We start from the raw sequence: 19,982 nt of genomic DNA on the forward strand, positions 1-19,982 counted from the left end.
GATTAGAACAGGAGTGGTCCAAGATGAATCATTTAGAGGAAAAAACAGTTAAATCTGAACAAATTTTTACCGGTCGGATCATTAGTTTGCAGGTAGATGAAGTCGAACTGCCTAATGGCAAAACTTCTAAACGTGAAATTATTAAGCATCCTGGAGCAGTTGCGGTTATACCAATTACCAATGATGGGAAAATTGTAATGGTAGAGCAATATCGGAAAGCGCTTGAACGAACATTGGTGGAAATTCCCGCTGGAAAATTGGAAAAAGGAGAAAATCCACAAGATTCTGCTAGAAGAGAACTTGAAGAAGAAACAGGTTATGTTTGTGAAAATCTCAAATGGCTGATATCTTTTTATACTTCGCCAGGTTTTGCGGATGAAATTGTCCATTTGTATCTGGCTACAGGCTTATCTAAAAAGGTAGATGCAGCAGGACTTGACGAGGATGAGTTTGTTAACATAATAGAACTTTCGCTCTCTGAAGCGAAACAATCTATTTTAGAGAAAAGAATCTATGATGCGAAAACAGCCTATGCGGTTCAATACCTTGAATTAAAAGAGGGACTAAAATAACCATGCAAAACTATTATGTGGATTTACATATACATATCGGTCGAACGCGCTCAGGTAAAGCGGTGAAAATAACCGGTGCAAAATCGTTAACATTCACTAACATTATTCATCATGCGCGTAATGAAAAAGGATTAAATATGATTGGAATTATTGATAGTCATTCACCAGAAGTGATTATTGAAATGGAGGAATTACAATCAGAAGGAGTGCTTACGGAGCATCCGGATGGTGGGATTTTATTTGGGGACTTAACAATCATTCCTGGATCTGAGTTGGAAATCTATGATGAACATTGTCACGGTCCGATTCATGTTCTTTGTTTTTTTCCGACCATCGCAGTTACGAAAAACTTTTCTATTTGGTTGTCAAATCATCTGAAAAATATACAGCTTAGCTCACAACGGATTTATGTTTCTGGTAAGGAACTCCAAAACAAAGTAAAGGAATTAGGTGGACTATTTATTCCGGCACATGTTTTTACCCCGTTCAAAAGCCTATATGGTAAAGGGGTTGTGAGAAGTTTGACGGAGGTATTTGATCCAAAATTAATAGATGCTATTGAATTAGGTCTTAGCTCCAACACAATGATGGCCGATGAAATTGGCGAGCTTCATCATTATACTTATATTTCTAACTCGGATGCCCATTCACTCGCTAAAATTGCCCGAGAATATCAAGTACTTGAATTGGTGGAGCCATCGTTTAAAGAATTAGAGAAAGCTTTAAAAGAGATAGATGGTAGAAGGATAGTGGCTAATTATGGACTAGACCCTTATCTGGGGAAGTATCATAAAACAGCTTGTGCGAATTGTTTTCAACCAATTGATTTAGATATAGAAGCTTGTCCTGAATGCGGAGAAACGAAATTTACGAAGGGTGTTGCAGACAGAATTAGGGAGCTGCATTCTTCAGTAGAAAGTCCAAGAAAGCGGCCACCTTATGTTCACCAGGTCCCCCTGGAATTTATTCCAGGTCTTGGTCCAAAGATGCTCAATAAGCTTTTGGACCACTTTGGAACGGAAATGGCGATTCTCCACCAAGTTCCACTAGAGGCACTAAAAACGGTCGTACCAGATACAATCGCCGAACTCATCTGGAAGGCCCGTCATGGCAAACTTCAACTCCAAGCCGGCGGAGGCGGAAAATACGGAAAAATCGCCGACCAATAACAATACAACAAAAGACTATAACGCTTTAAAGCGTTATAGTCTTTTATTTTTTGTCATACTGTTTTAGGACAAGCATAGTATTTAGTAATGAGTTTCGTGGGAGGTTGTGCTTGATATGAGGAAGAAAATGTACCAGAGTGTTGCGGCAGGATATATGCGAGAGAACTCCTCTTTGTATTTATTTGTAATAGTGTTATTTATGATGGGGGTTATTTTTGGTGCGGTCATTGTAAATAGCTTAAGTTTTGCGCAAAAGGAAGATTTATTTTATTATTTAAATCAATTTTTTGGACAAATGGAAAGTGGGAAGCTGGCTGAACAATCAGATCTTTTTAGGCAAAGTTTTTTGCACAATCTTAAATTCATAGGACTCATGTGGATATTAGGAATATCCATTATTGGTTTACCGGTTATTCTTGTTCTATTGTTTATGAAAGGGATGGTCATTGGCTTTACAGTCGGATTTTTAGTCAATCAAATGGGTTGGGACGGTTTCTTTTTGGCATTTGTCTCTATACTTCCGCAAAATTTTATTATCATTCCGGTATTTATTATAACGGCATCAGTAGCTGTGATGTTCTCCCTAAAAATGATTCAGCGCCAATTTTTAAAAAAGTACGGACAACCGTTTTTGCCACTGTTTAAAAATTATATAGGGACTTTTCTTATTGCAATTATCTGTATTATTGCTGCAGCGGCAATTGAGGCATACTTATCACCAGTATTTATGAAGTCAGTTATAAACACGATTATCATTTTAAATTAATTATTAAATGATATTAAATATAATCAGTTATTTATAATAATTTTATTTTGAAATGCTCCTTCTATACTGTTATAATGAGAATGACAGTGCGAGGGAGGGACGGACATTTGGAAAGTAGAATTGAAAGAATAAAGAAACATTTGCACTCATCCAGTTATAAGCTCACTCCACAACGAGAAGCAACTGTGCGTGTGTTGTTGGAAAATGAAGAGGATCATTTAAGTGCGGAAGATGTATACCTCCTCGTGAAAGATAAGTCTCCTGAAATTGGTTTAGCAACTGTATATCGGACGTTAGAATTACTCACTGAGCTTAAAATTGTCGATAAAATAAATTTTGGTGATGGAGTTTCTCGATATGACTTGCGTCAAGAAGGAGCAGCCCATTTCCATCACCACCTTGTTTGTATAGAATGTGGCGCTGTGGACGAAATTCAGGATGATTTGCTTGAAGACGTTGAGGCGATAGTAGAGCGGGATTGGAAATTTATTATTAAAGATCATCGTTTAACATTCCATGGAATCTGCCATCGTTGTCAGGACAAACCACAAGAAAAGCCAACAGAAGAAACGATATAGTAGGCCTTTTATAGGGCCTTTTTATTATGCTTAAAAGAAATCTCTATGAAACCTCAATGAACTAGCCTTTAAGGGTATAAAATCACCCTATTTTGGCATACCTTGTACTAGAGACTTAAACAAGTAATGCTTAAATCGATGGGGGCAGACGAAATGAGCTCATTTTTTAAAACAATCTTACAAACGATTAAGGTGTTTCTGATATTTACAGGATGCACAATTCTTTTTTATTATGGTATCATTTGGGTAAATCAAGAGTATCAAGATTATCACCGATATGATGAACCAAATGGTGCTGCCATTAAGGCATCCACTACCATAGAGAGCAACGACGACATGTCTATCGTCGATCGGTTAATCTTGTTTTACTTAAATGGGGAGTAAGAGAAATGATAGAGGATCATTTGAAGGATTTCCTTCATTTTTTAATCGTTGAAAAAGGATTGGCTGATAATACAATCATTTCATATAAAAGAGATTTAAATAGCTACCTGCTTTATTTAAAAAATGTTGAACAAATGAATGATTTAAATGAAGTAAAAAGAGCTCAAATTGTTCACTTTTTAAAATATTTAAAGGAAAATGGGAAATCAGCGAAAACATTAGCAAGGCATACTGCTTCGATCCGTGCCTTTCACCAATTTTTAATCAGGGAAAAAATTGCTGAACATGACCCTTCCGTACATATCGAAACTCCTCAGTTAGAAAAATCACTACCAAAGGTTCTTTCAATGGAAGAGGTAGAATTACTACTTGAGTCTCCAAAATTAATCAACCATTATGGATATCGTGATAAAGCAATGTTAGAACTGTTATATGCGACAGGAATGCGGGTAAGCGAGTTAATTGGTCTCAATAGCGGTGACGTCCACCTAACCATGGGATTTGTTCGTTGCATCGGAAAAGGAAATAAAGAAAGAATCATCCCAATTGGTTCGACAGCCCAAAATGTCATAAGGGATTACCTAGAAAAATCGAGATATAAGTTTTTGTCAAGTAAACATAGGGAAGATGCCTTATTTTTAAACCATCATGGAAAACGTTTGACTAGACAAGGGTTTTGGAAGATATTAAAAAAGTTAGTCGTGGAAGCGGGAATTCAAAAGGAACTGACCCCGCATACATTAAGACATTCATTTGCCACTCATTTATTGGAAAATGGTGCTGATTTACGAGCTGTTCAAGAGATGCTGGGGCATGCAGATATTTCTACGACACAAATCTATACGCACGTTACTAAAACTCGCCTAAAAGAGGTCTATACTAAGTTTCATCCAAGAGCATAAATAGATTCATAGAATTGTCACAAAGCTGTCTTAATTTGGACAGCTATTTTTCTTGTAATTTCCAACACATTTAGTAAAATAAAAGATGTCAGACTTCTGACATTTATGAAAACAAAGATGATAATCCCAAAATTGGGGGAATATTATGTTTAGATGGTTTGAGAAATAAATTTTAATTATACGAGGAGGTATTATATGGAAAAGCATACATATAAACGTATTTTTCTTATCGTAATGGACTCGGTTGGTATTGGAGAAGCGCCTGATGCAGAAAAATTTGGTGATAAGGGATCCGATACATTTGGCCATATTGCAGAAAAAATGAATGGCCTAAAGATGCCAAATATGGGAAAACTAGGGCTTAGCAATATTCGCGAAATTCAGGGTATTGAGAAAGCTGAAAGACCGTTAGCTTATTATTCAAAAATGCAAGAAGCATCGAATGGAAAGGATACGATGACCGGACATTGGGAAATCATGGGTTTGAATATTCAAACTCCTTTCCGTGTATTTCCTGATGGATTCCCAGAAGAACTAATCTCCGAGCTCGAGTCTAGAACAGGTAGAAAAGTAATCGGCAATAAGCCTGCTAGTGGGACGGAAATATTAGATGAACTTGGAGAACAGCACATGAAAACGGGTGCCCTCATTGTTTATACTTCAGCTGACTCTGTCCTACAAATTGCTGCTCATGAAGAAATTATTCCGATAGAAGAGCAATATAAGATTTGTCAAATTGCAAGAGAACTTACACTGGATGAAAAATATATGGTCGGCCGCATCATCGCAAGACCATTCATTGGACAACCAGGAAATTTTAAACGGACGGCTAATCGTCATGATTATGCATTAAAGCCATTCGATCGAACAGTAATGAGCGAACTGAAGGATTCTGGATTTGATGTGATTGCTATAGGGAAAATCTCTGATATTTTTGATGGGGAAGGAGTTACACAATCGTTAAGAACAGTGTCCAATATGGATGGGATGGATAAACTAGTTCAAACGTTAGATATGAATTTTACTGGTTTAAGCTTCTTGAACTTAGTTGATTTTGATGCCCTTTTTGGCCATCGTCGTGATCCTATTGGGTATGGAAAGGCTTTAGAAGAATATGATGCAAGACTTCCGGAAGTATTTGCTAAAATGCAGGAAGAGGATTTGTTAATCATTACAGCCGATCATGGAAATGACCCAGTTCATCCCGGAACAGATCATACAAGAGAGTATGTTCCCCTACTTGTTTATTCGAAAAAAATGTCAGAAGGAAAAGAACTGCCAGTCCGTGAAATGTTTGCTGATATCGGAGCAACGGTAGCTGAAAATTTCGGTGTGAAAATGCCAAACTATGGGAAAAGTTTCCTAAACGAAATAAAATAATTTTTAAGGAGCACAGAGATGAATTTTGAAAAAATCCAGAATGCGGCCCAATTTTTAAAAGATAAATATTCGAAAACACCTAAAATCGGATTAATCCTTGGCTCAGGACTAGGGGTTCTTGCTGAAGAAATTATAAATCCTGTAAAAATTCCTTACAATGAGATTCCTGATTTTCCTGTATCAACTGTAGAAGGTCATGCCGGACAGTTAGTATTTGGGGCAATTCAAGATGTCGAAGTTGTGGCAATGCAGGGAAGATTTCATTATTATGAAGGCTATAGCTTTGAAAGAGTGACGTTTCCGGTGCGGGTAATGAAGGAGCTAGGTGTTGAAATATTAATCGTCACCAATGCGGCAGGTGGAGTAAATGAATCTTTTGAACCAGGAGATTTAATGATTATAACGGACCATATTAACAATATGGGTACAAACCCGCTAATTGGCCCAAATGATTCTCTTTTAGGCGTTAGATTTCCGGATATGTCAGAGGCATACAATAAGGAATTACGCTCTTTAGCTAAAGAAATTGCCGGGCAACTGAGTATTTCTATTAGAGAAGGTGTTTATGTAGGAAATACCGGCCCTTCCTATGAAACACCAGCAGAGGTAAGGATGATTCGTGCTTTAGGTGGGGATGCTGTAGGAATGTCAACTGTTCCGGAGGTGATTGTTGCACGCCATGCGGGGATGAAGGTAATGGGCATCTCTTGTATTTCCAATATGGCAGCGGGAATCCTGGACCAACCATTAAATCATGAAGAAGTAATTGAAACAACCGAGAAAGTTAAGGCAAACTTTCTTAAATATGTGAAAGAATTAATTAAGCAATTTGGTGTATAGACAGCCAAACCATAATATGACGAAAATGTGGTGATTCCAATGAGAATGGTAGATTTAATCGAGAAGAAGCGTAATCATGAAGAATTAACAACAGAAGAAATCCAATTTATTATTAAAGGGTACACAGATGGGTCCATACCTGATTATCAAGTAAGTGCTTTTTCGATGGCTGTATTTTTTAATGGTATGACGGAAAGAGAAACAGCGGATTTAACCATGGCGATGGTTTACTCAGGTGATCAAATTGATCTTTCGCAAATCCAAGGGATTAAGGTTGATAAGCATTCAACAGGTGGTGTTGGTGATACAACGACACTTTGCTTAGGGCCTCTTGTTGCAGCGGTTGGTGTGCCTGTTGCGAAAATGTCAGGTCGGGGATTAGGTCATACCGGTGGAACGATTGACAAATTAGAATCAGTAAGTGGTTTTCATGTCGAAATTGAAAATCAAGAATTTATAGATTTAGTCAATAAAAATAAGATTGCCGTTATCGGTCAAAGTGGTAACTTAACCCCAGCCGATAAGAAACTATATGCTTTAAGAGATGTGACAGCGACAGTTGATAGCATTCCGATGATCGCAAGCTCGATTATGAGCAAAAAAATTGCTGCTGGTGCTGATGCCATTGTGCTTGATGTGAAGACGGGTGCTGGTGCTTTTATGAAAACTCTTGATGATTCAAGAGAACTGGCTAAAGCAATGGTGCGAATTGGAAATAATGTTGACCGAAGAACGATGGCAATTATCTCTGATATGAGCCAGCCTTTAGGATATGCAATAGGAAATGCCCTTGAAGTGAAAGAAGCGATTGATACATTAAAAGGCGAAGGTCCAGAAGATTTAACCGAGCTTTGCCTAACTTTAGGCAGTCATATGGTATATTTAGCGAAAAAAGCAAATTCCCTTCAAGAAGCAAGAGAGTTGTTAGAAAAGGCAATCAAAGACGGTTCGGCCCTTAATACATTTAAATTATTTTTAGCTTCACAGGGTGGCGATGCAAGTGTAGTAGATCATCCAGAAAATCTACCTCAAGCCAAGTATATTTTCGAACTAGAAGCGCAAGCGGATGGTTACGTCAAAGAAATGGTAGCAGATGAAATTGGAACAGCTGCCATGTTGCTTGGAGCTGGTAGAGCAACAAAAGAATCTGCCATTGACTTAGCAGTTGGATTAATGCTCCGTAAAAAAATTGGTGATCAAGTGAAAAAAGGTGAATCAATCGTTACTATTTATAGTAACTTTGAAAAAATTGAAGAAGTAAAACAAAAGCTTTACGAAAATATCATCATTTCTTCTGAACCAACACAAGCACCAACTCTCATTTATGAAGAAATAACAGAATAAGAATAGCCGAAGCACCTATTTAGCGCACGACAGGACTGGAGCTAGACAAAAAATGCCTTAGGATTTTTCCTAAGGCATTTTTTTGTCCCTTTTTAGAAATATTTGTATAAAGATGTTTAATTTGGAAAAAATGTAGCATATAAACAATAGGAGGGTTATGGACATGTACCGATATATTTCAATAATGTTAATCTTTATTTTAACGCTATCATTACTAAGCCAAGTCGTTTCAGCCCAAGAAACCACGAAAACAGAATTAGTCAATGAAGTGGCTTCAGCGATTTTAATTGAACGAGACACTGGAACTGTTATGTATGATAAAAATAGTCATGAAAAATTACCACCTGCTAGTATGACAAAAATCATGACAATGTTGTTAATTATGGAAGCCATCGATGAAGGTAGATTAAAGCTAGATGAAAAAATTCGAACTAGCGAATATGCAGCCTCGATGGGGGGGTCACAAATTTTTCTAGAACCTGGTGAAGAAATGACAACTAGTCAATTACTCAGTGGAATTGCAATCGGGTCAGCAAATGATGCATCGGTTGCCTTAGCTGAGCGCATTGCTGGGTCAGAAGAAGCATTTGTGGAAATGATGAATAAAAAAGTGAAAGACCTCGGATTAAAAAATACTAAATTCCAGAATACAACAGGCCTTCCAGCAAGTGATCATTATAGTACAGCCTATGATATGGCAATGATGGCAAAGGAATTATTAAAGTATGAAGGAATAACAAAGTTTACAGGCCAATATGAATCGTACTTAAGAGAAAATACCGATAATAAATTTTGGCTTGTCAATACTAATAAGCTTGTCCGTTTTTACCCAGGTGTAGATGGATTAAAAACAGGATTTACAAGAGAAGCGATGTATTGTTTAACGGCTACAGCAGAGAAGAATGGCATGAGAGTGATTGCTGTAGTATTTGGTGCACCAACGTCAAAGGTAAGAAATGCCCAGGTAACAAAATTATTAGATTTTGCATTTAGCCAATACCAAACACACCCGATGTACAAAAAAGGTCACACTTTAGGAAAAGTTGTTATCAGTAAAGGCGACAAAAAATCGATCAATGCTGTTACAAGTGAATCCATTTCACTTCTAACCAAAAAAGGCGAAAGCATCGATAAAGTAAAAAAAGAAATTAATATAATGAAAAATTTGAAAGCACCTATCTCTAAGGGTGATACAGTTGGTACGATAAAACTGGTAAGGGATGGAAAAACCTTATCAAAAAGCCCGTTAGTTGCTAATGAAGATGTAAAAGAAGCCAACTGGTGGAAACTATTTAAACGTTCCTTTAGTATGTTTACAAAATCAAGTTAATTAAGACTAATGTCGAAAAGATGAAATCTTTTTCTTCTTTTGACGAATCAACACTAGTTTTGTCTGATAGAAGGAAAAAGCATGATAAAAGGCGAATTTGACTCACTATACCAGATGAAGGAGGCTGAGGATAGTGAGTCTTAACATTGACTTAGAAGTAAAAAATGATGTTCTATGCATTCGCTTGAGCGGAGAACTAGATCATCATACTGCTGAGGACTTACGCGAACTCGCTACAAATGCAATTGAAAAACATCAAATTCGTCATATTCTATTAAATTTGGAACATCTATCTTTTATGGATAGCTCTGGATTAGGAGTTATTCTTGGGCGATATAAACAGATAAAACAAAATCATGGTGAAATGGTGGTTTGCGCCATTTCCCCTGCTATTTCAAGGCTGTTTGATATGTCTGGTCTATTTAAGATTATTCGTCTTGAGCCGACAGAAGAATTTGCCTTACAGAGTTTGGGGGTGGCGTAATGAAAAATGAGATGCGACTTCAATTTAGTGCACTGAGTCAAAATGAATCTTTTGCCCGCGTCACCGTTGCTGCATTCGTTGCGCAACTAGACCCAACAATGGATGAACTTACGGAAATTAAGACTGTCGTTTCTGAAGCAGTGACCAATTCCATTATTCATGGGTATGATAACGACCCTTCAGGTACTGTTTATATTGAAGTTAAGATTGAAGGCGGAACGATAGATTTAATGATTAAAGATGAAGGTATTGGAATCGTAGATGTAGAGGAAGCGATGCAGCCATTATTCACAACAAAACCTGACCTGGAAAGATCCGGAATGGGCTTTACGATAATGGAAAATTTCATGGATGAGGTGGAAGTCTTTTCACAACCGGGACGAGGAACCGAAATCAGATTAAGAAAGCATTTATTAAACAGCAAAATGCTATGTAACTAAGGAGACTTGCCAATGGATGTGGAGGTCAAAAACGAAAAAACGATAAATTACTTAAAGGACCATGAGGTAAAAGAATTAATTAAGAAAAGTCAAGACGGTGACCAAGAAGCAAGAGACATGATTGTTCAAAAAAATATGCGGCTAGTCTGGTCGGTGGTTCAACGGTTTATTAATCGAGGCTATGAACCTGATGATTTATTCCAAATCGGATGCATTGGATTGCTTAAATCAGTTGATAAATTTGACCTATCTTATGACGTAAAATTCTCTACTTATGCAGTCCCGATGATTATTGGAGAAATACAACGTTTTATTCGCGATGATGGTACAGTAAAGGTGAGTCGTTCTCTTAAAGAAATGGGGAATAAAATCCGCAAGGCAAAAGATGAGTTATCAAAAACATTGGGGCGCATCCCAACTGTTTCAGAGTTATCTGAATATCTAGAGTTATCGCCTGAGGATATTATACTTGCTCAAGAGGCAAGTCGAACACCTACTTCCATTCATGAAACAGTATATGAAAATGATGGAGATCCCATCACATTACTCGATCAAATTGATGATGGGAATGAGGGGAAGTGGTTTGACAAAATCGCCTTAAAAGAAGCTATTCGTGAGCTTGATGAACGTGAACGACTAATTGTATATTTACGTTATTATAAGGACCAAACACAATCAGAAGTCGCTTCAAGATTAGGCATATCCCAAGTCCAAGTATCCCGACTTGAAAAAAAAATACTGCAACAAATGAAAGACCGTATGGATTTGTAAATCCATACGGTTTTTTTTGATAATTTGTTCCATATTTTGGTCTTCATGAAAAATATGTCCTTTACAAATAATACTTTATACAAGGAAATCAATGTGTGGGAAGTGATTGTTTTGGAAAAAACAGTTTACATTCGCCTGAGACATCGTGTAATAGTGAATCCGGAAATCACAGTAAAGTTAAAGGATCTTGCCCTAGTCATAACCGATGATGATTACTATCAAAAACTTGTGGACATTCCCATACACAAAATCACCAAACAAGACAATAATATCATAGTCATTGATGTAATGAGGATTATACAACATATTACGGCTCTTTATCCAAAAACCGATATCCAAATCATTGGCCCCAACCAAACAATTATTGAAGTAGCATATAAGAAAAAAGGAGTTTCGATTCCTCTATTTATTTTAATATGGCTTCTGCTTTTCTTTGGTGCTGCTATTGCTCTAATGAATTTTCACGAGGATGTCAGTATGAAACAGGTTCACCAACACATTTATCAAATTATTACTGGCCGGTTTAACCCCCATCCACTAATCTTTCAAATCCCATATTCGATTGGATTGGGGCTTGGTATGATTTTATTCTTCAATCACATTTTTAAGAAACGTCTAAATGAAGAGCCAAGTCCACTGGAAGTTGAAATGTTTAATTACCAGCAAAATCTCGATCAGTATGTGATTATGCATGAAAATAAAGAAAGTATGAAAAAAATCGATGATCGTTAGTATATTATTTGCGATATTTTTAGGTTTTGCCGCAGGTTTAGCGGTTGGAACGGGGTATGTAGCATTTCTTACCGTATTAGGGGTGATACCTAGGCTGACGCAGCTTAGTAAAACCATGAAAATGATTCATTGGTATGAATGGGCCGTTGTGTTGGGTGCGCTGGCAGGCGCAATTGTTAGTTTAGAAGATGTCTATTTGTATCTGTCATCATATTCATTAATTTTTATTGGTTTAGCGGGTGGTATTTTTTATGGCATGGTGGCTGCTGCTTTAACGGAAGTATTAAATGTTTTGCCGATATTAGCTAAAAGAGTTGGTGTGGATGGGAAAATTACCATTTTATTAATGGCGCTTGTGCTGGGAAAAATTTTCGGATCCTTGTTTCACTGGATTTATTTTGTTCGATTATAAAAGAATAGTCAATTTACCGAAAGGAATCCTTATATGGAGAAACAGAGACAAGTGATATTAATTACGGATGGCGATGACTATGCAAGGCGAACAATTGAAAAAATAGCTAGTGAAATTGGCGGAAGATGCATCACGATGTCACATGGAAATCCGACAACCCTTACTGGTCCGGAAATCGTTCGCTTAATTAAAAGAGCAAAAAATGATCCTGTGTTAGTCATGTTCGATGACAGTGGTTATATGGGGGAAGGTTCAGGTGAAAATGCATTGAAACATGTAGCTAACCATCGGGATATCAATGTCTTGGGAATTCTTGCAGTAGCTTCCAATACTCATCATAGAGAATGGACAAAAGTAGATGTATGCATTGATCGTGAAGGAAATCTAACTCCATATGGTGTTGATAAGTATGGTTTACCTGATATAGAAATTGGTAGGATAAATGGCGATACCGTCTATTGTTTAGATGAATTAAACGTTCCTATTATAGTTGGGATTGGCGATATTGGTAAGATGGCAAAACAAGATTTGTTGGAAAAAGGTTCTCCTATCACTAAAAAAGCAATTGAACTTATTTTAGAAAGGAGTGGCTACAATGGCAGGTAAAACTAAATCGAAGAAGCCGATACCTGAATCCCTCGATTATTTAGAACAATATATGGAAAATCGGATAGGATTAAATAAAAGTTTTGATTTAGGTTTAAGAAAGTTAAAGGTATTGAGAAAGGATGTCCATGTTTATTATGTAAATGGACTATGTGATACGGCATTTATCATTGAAATATTAGAAGAATTAGTAGAAATAAATGATCATGAAAAATTGTCAACCAATTTATTTTCAATCGTTGAAAATCGGCTTGTTCATCAGTCGGTAAGTAAGATTAAGACCGTTGATGAATTAGTAGACCAAGTTCTATGCGGTTTAATAGTTGTTGTCGTAGAAGGAGTACCAGAAGGACTCGTCGTTGATGTAAGAAGTTATCCTGGAAGAAATCCTGAAGAGCCGGATACGGAAAAGGTAGTTAGAGGAGCAAGGGATGGATACACAGAAAATATTATCATCAATACTGCCCTAACAAGAAGAAGAATTCGCGATGAAAAACTGCGCTTTGAAATTATGAAAGTAGGGGAACGGTCTAAAACGGATATTGCCATAGGTTATATTGAGGATGTCGCTGACCCGGATTTAGTTGAAGTAATCAAAAAGGAACTAAAAGCGATTGAAACAGATGGATTAACGATGGGTGATAAAACGGTGGAAGAATTTTTAGTTAAACAAGGCTACAATCCTTTCCCACTTGTAAGATATTCAGAACGTCCAGATGTAGTCGCGGCACATATTTTAGAAGGGCATGTTGTTATATTTGTTGATACATCCCCGAGTGTGATGATCACTCCTACAACTTTCTTCCATCATGTCCAACATGCGGAAGAATATCGTCAATCACCAACCGTGGGGACTTTTGTAAGGTGGGTTCGCTTTATAGGTATTTTTTGTTCTATTTTTTTTCTACCGTTATGGTATTTATTCGTGTTAGAACCTCAGCTTCTACCTGAACAGCTAGAGTTTATCGGTCCTAGTAAGAAAACGAATATCCCGATTATTGTCCAATTATTTATCGCAGACTTTGGTATTGAGTTTTTAAGAATGGCTGCTGTTCATACACCAACATCATTATCCACCGCAATGGGATTAATTGCAGCCGTATTGATTGGACAAATTGCAATCGATGTTGGATTATTCGTACCTGAGGTTATCTTATATGTAGCTGTAGCAGGGATCGGATCCTTTATGACCCCGAGCTATGAATTAGGGATTGCAAACAAGATTGCCAGGTTGATTCTTTTAGCATTAGTGGCGGTATTGAAGGTGCCTGGTTTTATAATTGGTGTAACCCTCTATATTTTATTTTTATCAAGCGTACGTTCCTTAAATATTCCATATTTTTGGCCGTTTTTACCATTTAGCCCAAATGCATTTCTGAAAATACTCGTCCGAAATTCTGTTCCTGGCTCCAAAATTCGTCCTAGTATTACACATGCAAGGAATCGCTATCGTCAACCAAGTAATTAGGAAATTTAGAGTTGCGAATTAATTGGACATGTGTTAAAGTCTTTTTAAAATTAAATTTTATACTGAAATTTGATTATAGACAGTTTCTTTTAGAGATTCTGTCTATTTATTTATTAAAAAATATGGCCAAATAGAAACGAGGGAAAGTAATGCATTTTTATGGCACCGCAGCAGTCAATAATAAAGGACATTTGGAAATCGGTGGTGTCGATACGATTGAATTAGTCGACACGTTTGGAACACCCTTGTACGTATATGATGTAGCGTTAATCCGTGAACGAGCCCGAGGCTTTAAAAAAACGTTTGAAAAGTTTGGCATAAATGCTCAGGTTGCGTATGCCAGTAAAGCATTTTCAACGGTTGCAATGGTGCAGCTAGTAAACGAAGAGGGTTTATCTCTAGATGTTGTTTCAGGTGGGGAATTATATACAGCCATCGCAGCAAAGTTCCCTCCGGAAAAAATTCATTTTCATGGCAATAATAAAAGTATGGAAGAATTAGAAATGGCCATAGATTTCCAAATCGGTTGTATTGTGGTAGACAATTTTTTAGAGTTATACAGATTAATACAATTGTGTGAGCAAAAAAATGTAAAAACGAAAATATTATTACGGGTCACACCTGGGATTGAGGCCCATACCCATGATTATATTTTAACAGGCCAAGAAGATTCTAAATTTGGCTTTGATTTACAAAATGGACAGGCTGAACAAGCATTAAAACTAGCATTAACATCTGATAAGATTGAAGTATTAGGTGTTCATTGTCATATTGGTTCACAAATATTTGAAACAACGGGGTTCATCCTCGCGGCAAGAAAAATATTTGAAAAGTTAAATATGTGGCATGTAGAATTAGGATACACCCCAACCGTATTAAACTTAGGTGGTGGCTTTGGAATTCGTTACACGAATGAGGATGAACCTATTCCTGCTTCAAGATATGTAGAGGAAATTATTACCGAGGTTAAAAGCCAAGTTGAAAAATTCAATATGGAACTACCGGAAATTTGGATTGAACCAGGACGCTCGCTTGTTGGAGATGCTGGAACAACCCTATATAAAATCGGATCACAAAAAGATGTCCCTAATGTCCGGAAATATGTTGCAGTTGATGGGGGAATGAGTGATAATATTCGTCCTGCCCTTTATCAGGCTAAATATGAAGCGGTACTTGCTAACCGCCCACTTGATATAATTGAGGAAAAAGTATCAATTGCCGGAAAATGTTGTGAGTCTGGCGATATGTTAATTTGGGATCTTCCTTTACCAAAGGTAGAAAATGATGAAATTTTAGCCGTATTTTGTACCGGTGCCTACGGATATTCAATGGCAAATAATTATAATCGCATCCCACGACCTCCAGTGGTATTTGTTGAAAACGGTGTCGCGCAGCTTGTAGTAAAGCGTGAATCCTTTGATGATTTAATTCGTCTTGATGTACCTTTAAAAGCGCATGTAACCTTATAATGAAGGAAAAGGTTAACCTTGGGTTAACCTTTTTCGTTGATATCTTGGAAGGGAGATGGTAATAGTGAGACAAAATAATTGGATTGTGTTTATCATTCTATTGCTTATAGCAATTATTTGGGGTGTTATTTACGCAGTTTTTATCCTCCCGTCGAAATAACATGATTGAAGTCTTTACGTTTATGTAATATGATAACTTTTAGATATATGCAACAAACATTGTTCCAATACATATAATATCAAAAATGTTTAGTTGTACATTAAGTTGGAGAAACTAATACATTAGTAGAAAGAAACTTGTTTGTCTATTTAAATTAATGAGGGATCTATATGCTAATTCGTTACAAAAAAACATTTGAGAAAATCGCTATGGGACTTTTATCCTTTATGCCAAATGAAAAGGATCTAAAAAAACTGCAACAGTCCATGAAGAATTATGAAATGGATGATTCATGGCAGCTGTTTTTATGGAAAGAAGAGGATATCATAGGATTGATAGGGGTAACTCTACTGAACGAAAATTCCTACGAGATTCAGCATATTTCTGTCAATCCTTCTCATCGAAATCAAGGAATTGGTAAGAAAATGGTTTATGCGATAAAGGAATTGTATCCTGATAAATCAATTCTTAAAAATGAACTAACTGAATCGTTTATTAATAAGTGCAATAATTGTTAATAAAATAACCAAAACCCGAATAAATTTAGTCATTATTCGGGTTTATTTTTATTTCGTTCCAAAAGTGCTTTTTTTCGCTCTGCAATAACATCTGAACGATCTCTTAGAGCATGTCGATGAATGATTTCAATGTTGGAAAGATCACTTTTTTGCCCCCAATTCATGTTGGCAATTTCCCTCTCAGAAAAACATTTTTCTAGTTGATTTTTGTTAATCTTAATTGGTAAAGAATAACTTTGATAATCTTTGTTTTCCTTTAGTCTCTTTAGGTGATTTTCAAGCAGTTCATAAAAATCAATCACCTTGAATCCAAGGGTCTCAACTTCCCTTCTTTGATTCATAAAAATAGTAAGAGCTTTTTGTAAAGTTCTAGATGCACCTGACAAATTATTCCTTCTGTGATGATAATTTGCTACAGCTAAAAGAATAAAACCAACCCAAACTGAATTTTTTTGTTGGTCCGTTTCTTTCTTCCAAAATTCCTCAAGAATCTCATGGCATTCAAAGTAATCTCGGTCTACATGAAAGTGATACAAATATTTGATAAAAGCTATTGGAATCAACCGATTCCCCCCTTTATAATATTAGATTCATGTTATTTCTCATTAGTTTACATGAATGAAATCACTATGGCTAATGTTTTAACTTTTACACCACTATACGAGGGAAAGATTTTTAAGTAAAATAGATTTATTAAAAGTAATGATGGCAGCAAGAGAAAATGCTGATTAACTAATAGAAATTTTGGTGAAAAATATGCATTATCAAGTGAAATTAGATACCTTCGAAGGACCTTTGGATTTATTGCTACATTTAATTCACCGCTTAGAAATCGATATTTACGATATTCCTGTAGCGGTTATTACTGAGCAATATTTATTATATATTCATACGATGAAAGAATTACAATTAGATATCGCAAGTGAATATTTAGTCATGGCTGCAACTTTGCTCGCGATAAAAAGTAAAATGCTCCTTCCGAAGTATGAGGAAATCCAGGATGAATCTGAACTAGAGTTTACCTTTGAAGAAGACCCACGCGATGAGTTGGTCGGAAGGTTGGTTGAATACAGAAAATATAAAGAAGCGGCATTGGACTTAAAGAATCTGGAAGAGGAACGAAATTTAATCTTTTCGAAACCTCCTAGTGATTTATCAGAGCTTTCAAAAGAAGTTCAACAGACAAAGTTCGATGGAAATGTAAGTATCTACGATATGTTAGGTGCTCTACAAAAGCTCATGAGGCGAAAAAAATTACAAAAGCCACTCAACACAAAAATTACTAGGCAAGAAGTTTCGATTGAAAAACGGATGAACGAAATATTAGGGGAATTAAAAAGGTTTAAAGGCCGAAAAAGCTTTTCGGACCTCTTCCCCGTTTCTAATAAGGAACATATTGTCGTCAGCTTCTTAGCAATATTGGAGTTAATGAAGCGTCGTGAAATTCAAATCGAGCAGGAAGGAAATTTTTCAGAGATTTTTGTAATGACTTTGGAAGGAGTAGAATTAGTTGGAAATCATTAATTGGACAAGTATAGTTGAGAGTCTCCTGTTTGCAGCAGGTGACGAGGGGCTGTCCTTAAAACAATTATCTAGTGTGCTAGGAATAGAAGAGCACTTTGCAAAGGAAATTATTGAGGAATTATTTATAGAATTGGAAAAGCCAAATCGAGGAATTTCGATTGTTCAATTAGCTGGGACCTACCAGTTGGCCACCAAAAAGGAAAATGCTCCATATTTAAAAAAATTAGTAGAAACACCTAGCCAGACAAGTTTATCGCAGGCAGCATTAGAGACCTTGGCCATTATCGCTTATAAACAGCCAATAACCCGGATAGAAATTGAAGAGATTCGTGGTGTGAAATCTGAAAGACCAATTCAAACTTTGGTTGCTAGAGCGTTAATAAAGGAAGTTGGTAGGTCTGAAGGAACGGGAAGAGCTTACTTATACGGAACTACAAAGGAATTTTTAGATTGTTTCGGATTGAAAAATCTCGAAGATCTCCCTCCTTTACCTGAAAAATTAGATGAGGATTTTGAGCAAGAAGAAGCCGACTTATTTTTTGAAAAATTTCAAGAATCGTTGGAATCTAACAGATAAGCGGATTATTTTTATGATAAGATAGAGTTACTATTATATTTGGAGGGTCTTTACTGTGATTATTAAAGAATGTAAGGGATATGAACTTGTAAAAGAAAAACCAAATACTTCCGAAGATTATTTTAATCGAAGTGAAATTACATATGTTGAAGATGGTGTCCAAAAAAATCTTCATATTTTATTTGTTCGATATTATGAGGAAAACTATAAAAGATTAACTCCCTTTGAGGTTAATCCAGTTTTCCAAGTAAATGGAAATGATTTTTATATACGCGATTTTATGGCCCTTATTTGTTTATTGAAAAATCCAGGACTACGCCATCGTAAACGACTTTACATTAATACGGAAAAGGAGTTTCAATATTATTTTCAGGACATAGATTTTGATAAAGTGAAGCAATTACTAAGTGATTTAACGCGAAATCAACAGGTTGAAATTAAATCTCCAATTCATTTTATTATCCAGCCAAACTAGGGGGAGGGTGAGCGGTTCATAAGAACTGCTCATTTTTTTATGACCACTTTGGGCTACCATTCATATGATGTTGATGGTGACATAAGAGTGGAAAGAGGGATAGAATGAATAAGTTTAAGAAGTATGTAGAGGACGTATTAGACTGGAATGAGGATATGAAATCATTTCTCCAATCAGAGACAATTGCTGAAGAATCCCATGTTTGGCAACACTTAGACCGATTTACAGAGTTGATTCAAACGGTAAATGGTTCGATTGACCAAGAAGGAATCATAACTATTCAAAAAATGGCAGAAAGCTTGCAACAAGAGGTAGAGGAATACATGGAACAAAGGCAGGATTTAGGTGCAATTTGGATGCCGAAACAAAGCTTTGTTCGGCCAGGAAAACATAAGCTCCCAGCTCTACCATATCCCTATACAGCACTTGAACCGTATATCTCCGAAGAAATCATGCGCTTGCATCATGATAAACATCATCGTTCCTACGTCGAGGGATTGAATAGAGCAGAATTAATGCTTGTTGAGGCAAGAGCGAAAAATGATTTTTCTCTAATTAAACATTGGTCAAGGGAACTGGCCTTTCATGGTTCTGGACATTACTTACACACGATTTTTTGGAATAATCTGTCACCTAATGGTGGTGGGAAACCATCGAGGAGTCTTTTGAAGGAAATTAATCTATATTTTGGTAGTTTTGAAAACTTCCAAAAACAATTTACTGAAGCAGCAAAACAGGTAGAGGGTGTAGGTTGGGCAATCCTGGTATGGTCACCTAGGTCACATCACTTAGAAATCCTCCAATCTGAACGACATATGCTATTAACGCAGTGGGATACGATCCCGTTACTCGTCCTTGATGTTTGGGAGCATGCCTATTACTTACAATACAAAAATGAACGGGCAGATTATGTGAAAAACTGGTGGAATATTGTTAATTGGGAGGATGCTGAGGAGCGATTTGAAAAGGCCCAAAATTTAAAATGGAACCCATTATAGATTAGACTCAGAACCAATTAATAGTCATAAGACTCTTTGTCCAGCATAAACTTGTACAAACGCTAGAGAAGGGGACTTATAAC

General features: G+C 36.5%; 24 protein-coding genes. 23 read left to right on the forward strand and 1 reads right to left on the reverse strand.

Annotated elements, in window-relative coordinates; genetic code table 11:
* Positions 1 to 23 precede the first annotated feature (23 nt).
* The 19 genes from ACX9YW_RS03895 to ACX9YW_RS03985 all read left to right on the forward strand — a co-directional run bounded on the left by ACX9YW_RS03895 (position 24) and on the right by ACX9YW_RS03985 (position 16,325).
* A complete protein-coding gene (locus ACX9YW_RS03895) occupies positions 24 to 572 on the forward strand; it encodes an NUDIX hydrolase (RefSeq protein WP_460342028.1) in 549 nt (182 codons plus the stop codon).
* 2 nt (positions 573 to 574) lie between these two features.
* Positions 575 to 1,741: an endonuclease Q family protein gene (locus ACX9YW_RS03900; RefSeq protein WP_460342030.1), complete on the forward strand. Its 1,167-nt coding sequence runs from the start codon at positions 575 to 577 to the stop codon at positions 1,739 to 1,741.
* Between the two features lie 115 nt (positions 1,742 to 1,856).
* On the forward strand, positions 1,857 to 2,507 hold the full coding sequence (gene spoIIM / locus ACX9YW_RS03905) for a stage II sporulation protein M (RefSeq protein ID WP_460342033.1): 651 nt from the start codon (positions 1,857 to 1,859) through the stop codon (positions 2,505 to 2,507).
* 107 nt (positions 2,508 to 2,614) lie between these two features.
* The gene (gene fur / locus ACX9YW_RS03910) at positions 2,615 to 3,085 is read left to right on the forward strand and encodes a ferric iron uptake transcriptional regulator (RefSeq protein WP_460342036.1); all 471 of its coding nucleotides are present in this window, start codon (positions 2,615 to 2,617) and stop codon (positions 3,083 to 3,085) included.
* Positions 3,086 to 3,238: 153 nt separating this feature from the next.
* Entirely contained in the window at positions 3,239 to 3,469 is a 231-nt protein-coding gene (locus ACX9YW_RS03915; RefSeq protein WP_460342038.1) for a YqzK family protein, read from the forward strand.
* 8 nt (positions 3,470 to 3,477) lie between these two features.
* Positions 3,478 to 4,371: a site-specific tyrosine recombinase XerD gene (gene xerD / locus ACX9YW_RS03920; RefSeq protein WP_460342350.1), complete on the forward strand. Its 894-nt coding sequence runs from the start codon at positions 3,478 to 3,480 to the stop codon at positions 4,369 to 4,371.
* A gap of 195 nt (positions 4,372 to 4,566) precedes the next feature.
* Positions 4,567 to 5,751 (forward strand): phosphopentomutase, encoded by a 1,185-nt coding sequence (gene deoB, locus ACX9YW_RS03925; protein WP_460342041.1) that lies wholly within the window; start codon positions 4,567 to 4,569, stop codon positions 5,749 to 5,751.
* Between the two features lie 18 nt (positions 5,752 to 5,769).
* On the forward strand, positions 5,770 to 6,591 hold the full coding sequence (locus tag ACX9YW_RS03930) for a purine-nucleoside phosphorylase (protein WP_460342044.1): 822 nt from the start codon (positions 5,770 to 5,772) through the stop codon (positions 6,589 to 6,591).
* A gap of 39 nt (positions 6,592 to 6,630) precedes the next feature.
* Positions 6,631 to 7,935 carry a pyrimidine-nucleoside phosphorylase gene (locus tag ACX9YW_RS03935; protein ID WP_460342047.1) on the forward strand — a complete coding sequence of 435 codons (1,305 nt, stop codon included), beginning with the start codon at positions 6,631 to 6,633 and terminating at the stop codon, positions 7,933 to 7,935.
* A gap of 184 nt (positions 7,936 to 8,119) precedes the next feature.
* Entirely contained in the window at positions 8,120 to 9,265 is a 1,146-nt protein-coding gene (locus tag ACX9YW_RS03940) for a D-alanyl-D-alanine carboxypeptidase family protein (RefSeq protein ID WP_460342353.1), read from the forward strand.
* Positions 9,266 to 9,398: 133 nt separating this feature from the next.
* A complete protein-coding gene (spoIIAA, locus tag ACX9YW_RS03945) occupies positions 9,399 to 9,749 on the forward strand; it encodes an anti-sigma F factor antagonist (protein ID WP_460342050.1) in 351 nt (116 codons plus the stop codon).
* Entirely contained in the window at positions 9,749 to 10,189 is a 441-nt protein-coding gene (spoIIAB, locus tag ACX9YW_RS03950) for an anti-sigma F factor (RefSeq protein WP_460342053.1), read from the forward strand. Before spoIIAA ends, spoIIAB begins: the two co-directional genes overlap by 1 nt.
* A 12-nt stretch (positions 10,190 to 10,201) precedes the next feature.
* Positions 10,202 to 10,960, forward strand: coding sequence for an RNA polymerase sporulation sigma factor SigF (sigF, locus tag ACX9YW_RS03955; RefSeq protein ID WP_460342056.1), 759 nt, complete (start codon positions 10,202 to 10,204; stop codon positions 10,958 to 10,960).
* Between the two features lie 111 nt (positions 10,961 to 11,071).
* Entirely contained in the window at positions 11,072 to 11,692 is a 621-nt protein-coding gene (locus ACX9YW_RS03960) for a stage V sporulation protein AA (protein WP_460342059.1), read from the forward strand.
* Positions 11,682 to 12,104 carry a stage V sporulation protein AB gene (locus ACX9YW_RS03965; RefSeq protein ID WP_460342062.1) on the forward strand — a complete coding sequence of 141 codons (423 nt, stop codon included), beginning with the start codon at positions 11,682 to 11,684 and terminating at the stop codon, positions 12,102 to 12,104. Before ACX9YW_RS03960 ends, ACX9YW_RS03965 begins: the two co-directional genes overlap by 11 nt.
* A 33-nt stretch (positions 12,105 to 12,137) precedes the next feature.
* The gene (gene spoVAEA / locus ACX9YW_RS03970; protein ID WP_460342065.1) at positions 12,138 to 12,710 is read left to right on the forward strand and encodes a stage V sporulation protein SpoVABEA; all 573 of its coding nucleotides are present in this window, start codon (positions 12,138 to 12,140) and stop codon (positions 12,708 to 12,710) included.
* Positions 12,700 to 14,178 (forward strand): spore germination protein, encoded by a 1,479-nt coding sequence (locus ACX9YW_RS03975; RefSeq protein ID WP_460342068.1) that lies wholly within the window; start codon positions 12,700 to 12,702, stop codon positions 14,176 to 14,178. Before spoVAEA ends, ACX9YW_RS03975 begins: the two co-directional genes overlap by 11 nt.
* Before the next feature lie 149 nt (positions 14,179 to 14,327).
* On the forward strand, positions 14,328 to 15,647 hold the full coding sequence (lysA, locus tag ACX9YW_RS03980; protein WP_460342071.1) for a diaminopimelate decarboxylase: 1,320 nt from the start codon (positions 14,328 to 14,330) through the stop codon (positions 15,645 to 15,647).
* Positions 15,648 to 15,977: 330 nt separating this feature from the next.
* Positions 15,978 to 16,325 (forward strand): GNAT family N-acetyltransferase, encoded by a 348-nt coding sequence (locus tag ACX9YW_RS03985; RefSeq protein ID WP_460342074.1) that lies wholly within the window; start codon positions 15,978 to 15,980, stop codon positions 16,323 to 16,325.
* Positions 16,326 to 16,357: 32 nt separating this feature from the next.
* Here the strand turns inward: ACX9YW_RS03985 and ACX9YW_RS03990 are convergent, their stop codons facing one another.
* Positions 16,358 to 16,888: a DUF309 domain-containing protein gene (locus ACX9YW_RS03990; protein ID WP_460342078.1), complete on the reverse strand. Its 531-nt coding sequence runs from the start codon at positions 16,886 to 16,888 to the stop codon at positions 16,358 to 16,360.
* 193 nt (positions 16,889 to 17,081) lie between these two features.
* Between ACX9YW_RS03990 and ACX9YW_RS03995 the strand changes: the two genes are divergently transcribed.
* The 4 genes from ACX9YW_RS03995 to ACX9YW_RS04010 all read left to right on the forward strand — a co-directional run bounded on the left by ACX9YW_RS03995 (position 17,082) and on the right by ACX9YW_RS04010 (position 19,899).
* Positions 17,082 to 17,849: a segregation/condensation protein A gene (locus ACX9YW_RS03995; RefSeq protein WP_460342081.1), complete on the forward strand. Its 768-nt coding sequence runs from the start codon at positions 17,082 to 17,084 to the stop codon at positions 17,847 to 17,849.
* Positions 17,836 to 18,426 (forward strand): SMC-Scp complex subunit ScpB, encoded by a 591-nt coding sequence (scpB, locus tag ACX9YW_RS04000; RefSeq protein ID WP_460342084.1) that lies wholly within the window; start codon positions 17,836 to 17,838, stop codon positions 18,424 to 18,426. The genes ACX9YW_RS03995 and scpB overlap by 14 nt, the downstream gene beginning before the upstream one ends.
* Before the next feature lie 55 nt (positions 18,427 to 18,481).
* Positions 18,482 to 18,901, forward strand: a complete 420-nt coding sequence (locus tag ACX9YW_RS04005; RefSeq protein ID WP_460342087.1) for a hypothetical protein — start codon at positions 18,482 to 18,484, stop codon at positions 18,899 to 18,901.
* A 104-nt stretch (positions 18,902 to 19,005) separates the two neighbouring features.
* Complete coding sequence (locus tag ACX9YW_RS04010) at positions 19,006 to 19,899, forward strand: superoxide dismutase (RefSeq protein ID WP_460342090.1); 894 nt, start codon at positions 19,006 to 19,008, stop codon at positions 19,897 to 19,899.
* Positions 19,900 to 19,982: the final 83 nt, after the last annotated feature.

This window comes from Pseudoneobacillus rhizolycopersici (assembly GCF_054786815.1).

What these genes read in the sequence shown, in the direction of transcription:
- ACX9YW_RS03930 (WP_460342044.1), top strand. Translation starts at nt 5,770, where the DNA reads ATGAATTTTGAAAAAATCCAGAATGCGGCCCAATTTTTAAAAGATAAA.
- spoVAEA (WP_460342065.1), top strand. Translation starts at nt 12,138, where the DNA reads ATGGAGAAACAGAGACAAGTGATATTAATTACGGATGGCGATGACTAT.
- ACX9YW_RS03940 (WP_460342353.1), top strand. Translation starts at nt 8,120, where the DNA reads ATGTTAATCTTTATTTTAACGCTATCATTACTAAGCCAAGTCGTTTCA.
- ACX9YW_RS03965 (WP_460342062.1), top strand. Translation starts at nt 11,682, where the DNA reads ATGATCGTTAGTATATTATTTGCGATATTTTTAGGTTTTGCCGCAGGT.
- ACX9YW_RS04010 (WP_460342090.1), top strand. Translation starts at nt 19,006, where the DNA reads ATGAATAAGTTTAAGAAGTATGTAGAGGACGTATTAGACTGGAATGAG.
- ACX9YW_RS03975 (WP_460342068.1), top strand. Translation starts at nt 12,700, where the DNA reads ATGGCAGGTAAAACTAAATCGAAGAAGCCGATACCTGAATCCCTCGAT.
- spoIIM (WP_460342033.1), top strand. Translation starts at nt 1,857, where the DNA reads ATGAGGAAGAAAATGTACCAGAGTGTTGCGGCAGGATATATGCGAGAG.
- ACX9YW_RS03985 (WP_460342074.1), top strand. Translation starts at nt 15,978, where the DNA reads ATGCTAATTCGTTACAAAAAAACATTTGAGAAAATCGCTATGGGACTT.
- spoIIAB (WP_460342053.1), top strand. Translation starts at nt 9,749, where the DNA reads ATGAAAAATGAGATGCGACTTCAATTTAGTGCACTGAGTCAAAATGAA.
- ACX9YW_RS03915 (WP_460342038.1), top strand. Translation starts at nt 3,239, where the DNA reads ATGAGCTCATTTTTTAAAACAATCTTACAAACGATTAAGGTGTTTCTG.
- lysA (WP_460342071.1), top strand. Translation starts at nt 14,328, where the DNA reads ATGCATTTTTATGGCACCGCAGCAGTCAATAATAAAGGACATTTGGAA.
- deoB (WP_460342041.1), top strand. Translation starts at nt 4,567, where the DNA reads ATGGAAAAGCATACATATAAACGTATTTTTCTTATCGTAATGGACTCG.
- ACX9YW_RS03900 (WP_460342030.1), top strand. Translation starts at nt 575, where the DNA reads ATGCAAAACTATTATGTGGATTTACATATACATATCGGTCGAACGCGC.
- sigF (WP_460342056.1), top strand. Translation starts at nt 10,202, where the DNA reads ATGGATGTGGAGGTCAAAAACGAAAAAACGATAAATTACTTAAAGGAC.
- ACX9YW_RS03895 (WP_460342028.1), top strand. Translation starts at nt 24, where the DNA reads ATGAATCATTTAGAGGAAAAAACAGTTAAATCTGAACAAATTTTTACC.
- ACX9YW_RS03935 (WP_460342047.1), top strand. Translation starts at nt 6,631, where the DNA reads ATGAGAATGGTAGATTTAATCGAGAAGAAGCGTAATCATGAAGAATTA.
- ACX9YW_RS03995 (WP_460342081.1), top strand. Translation starts at nt 17,082, where the DNA reads ATGCATTATCAAGTGAAATTAGATACCTTCGAAGGACCTTTGGATTTA.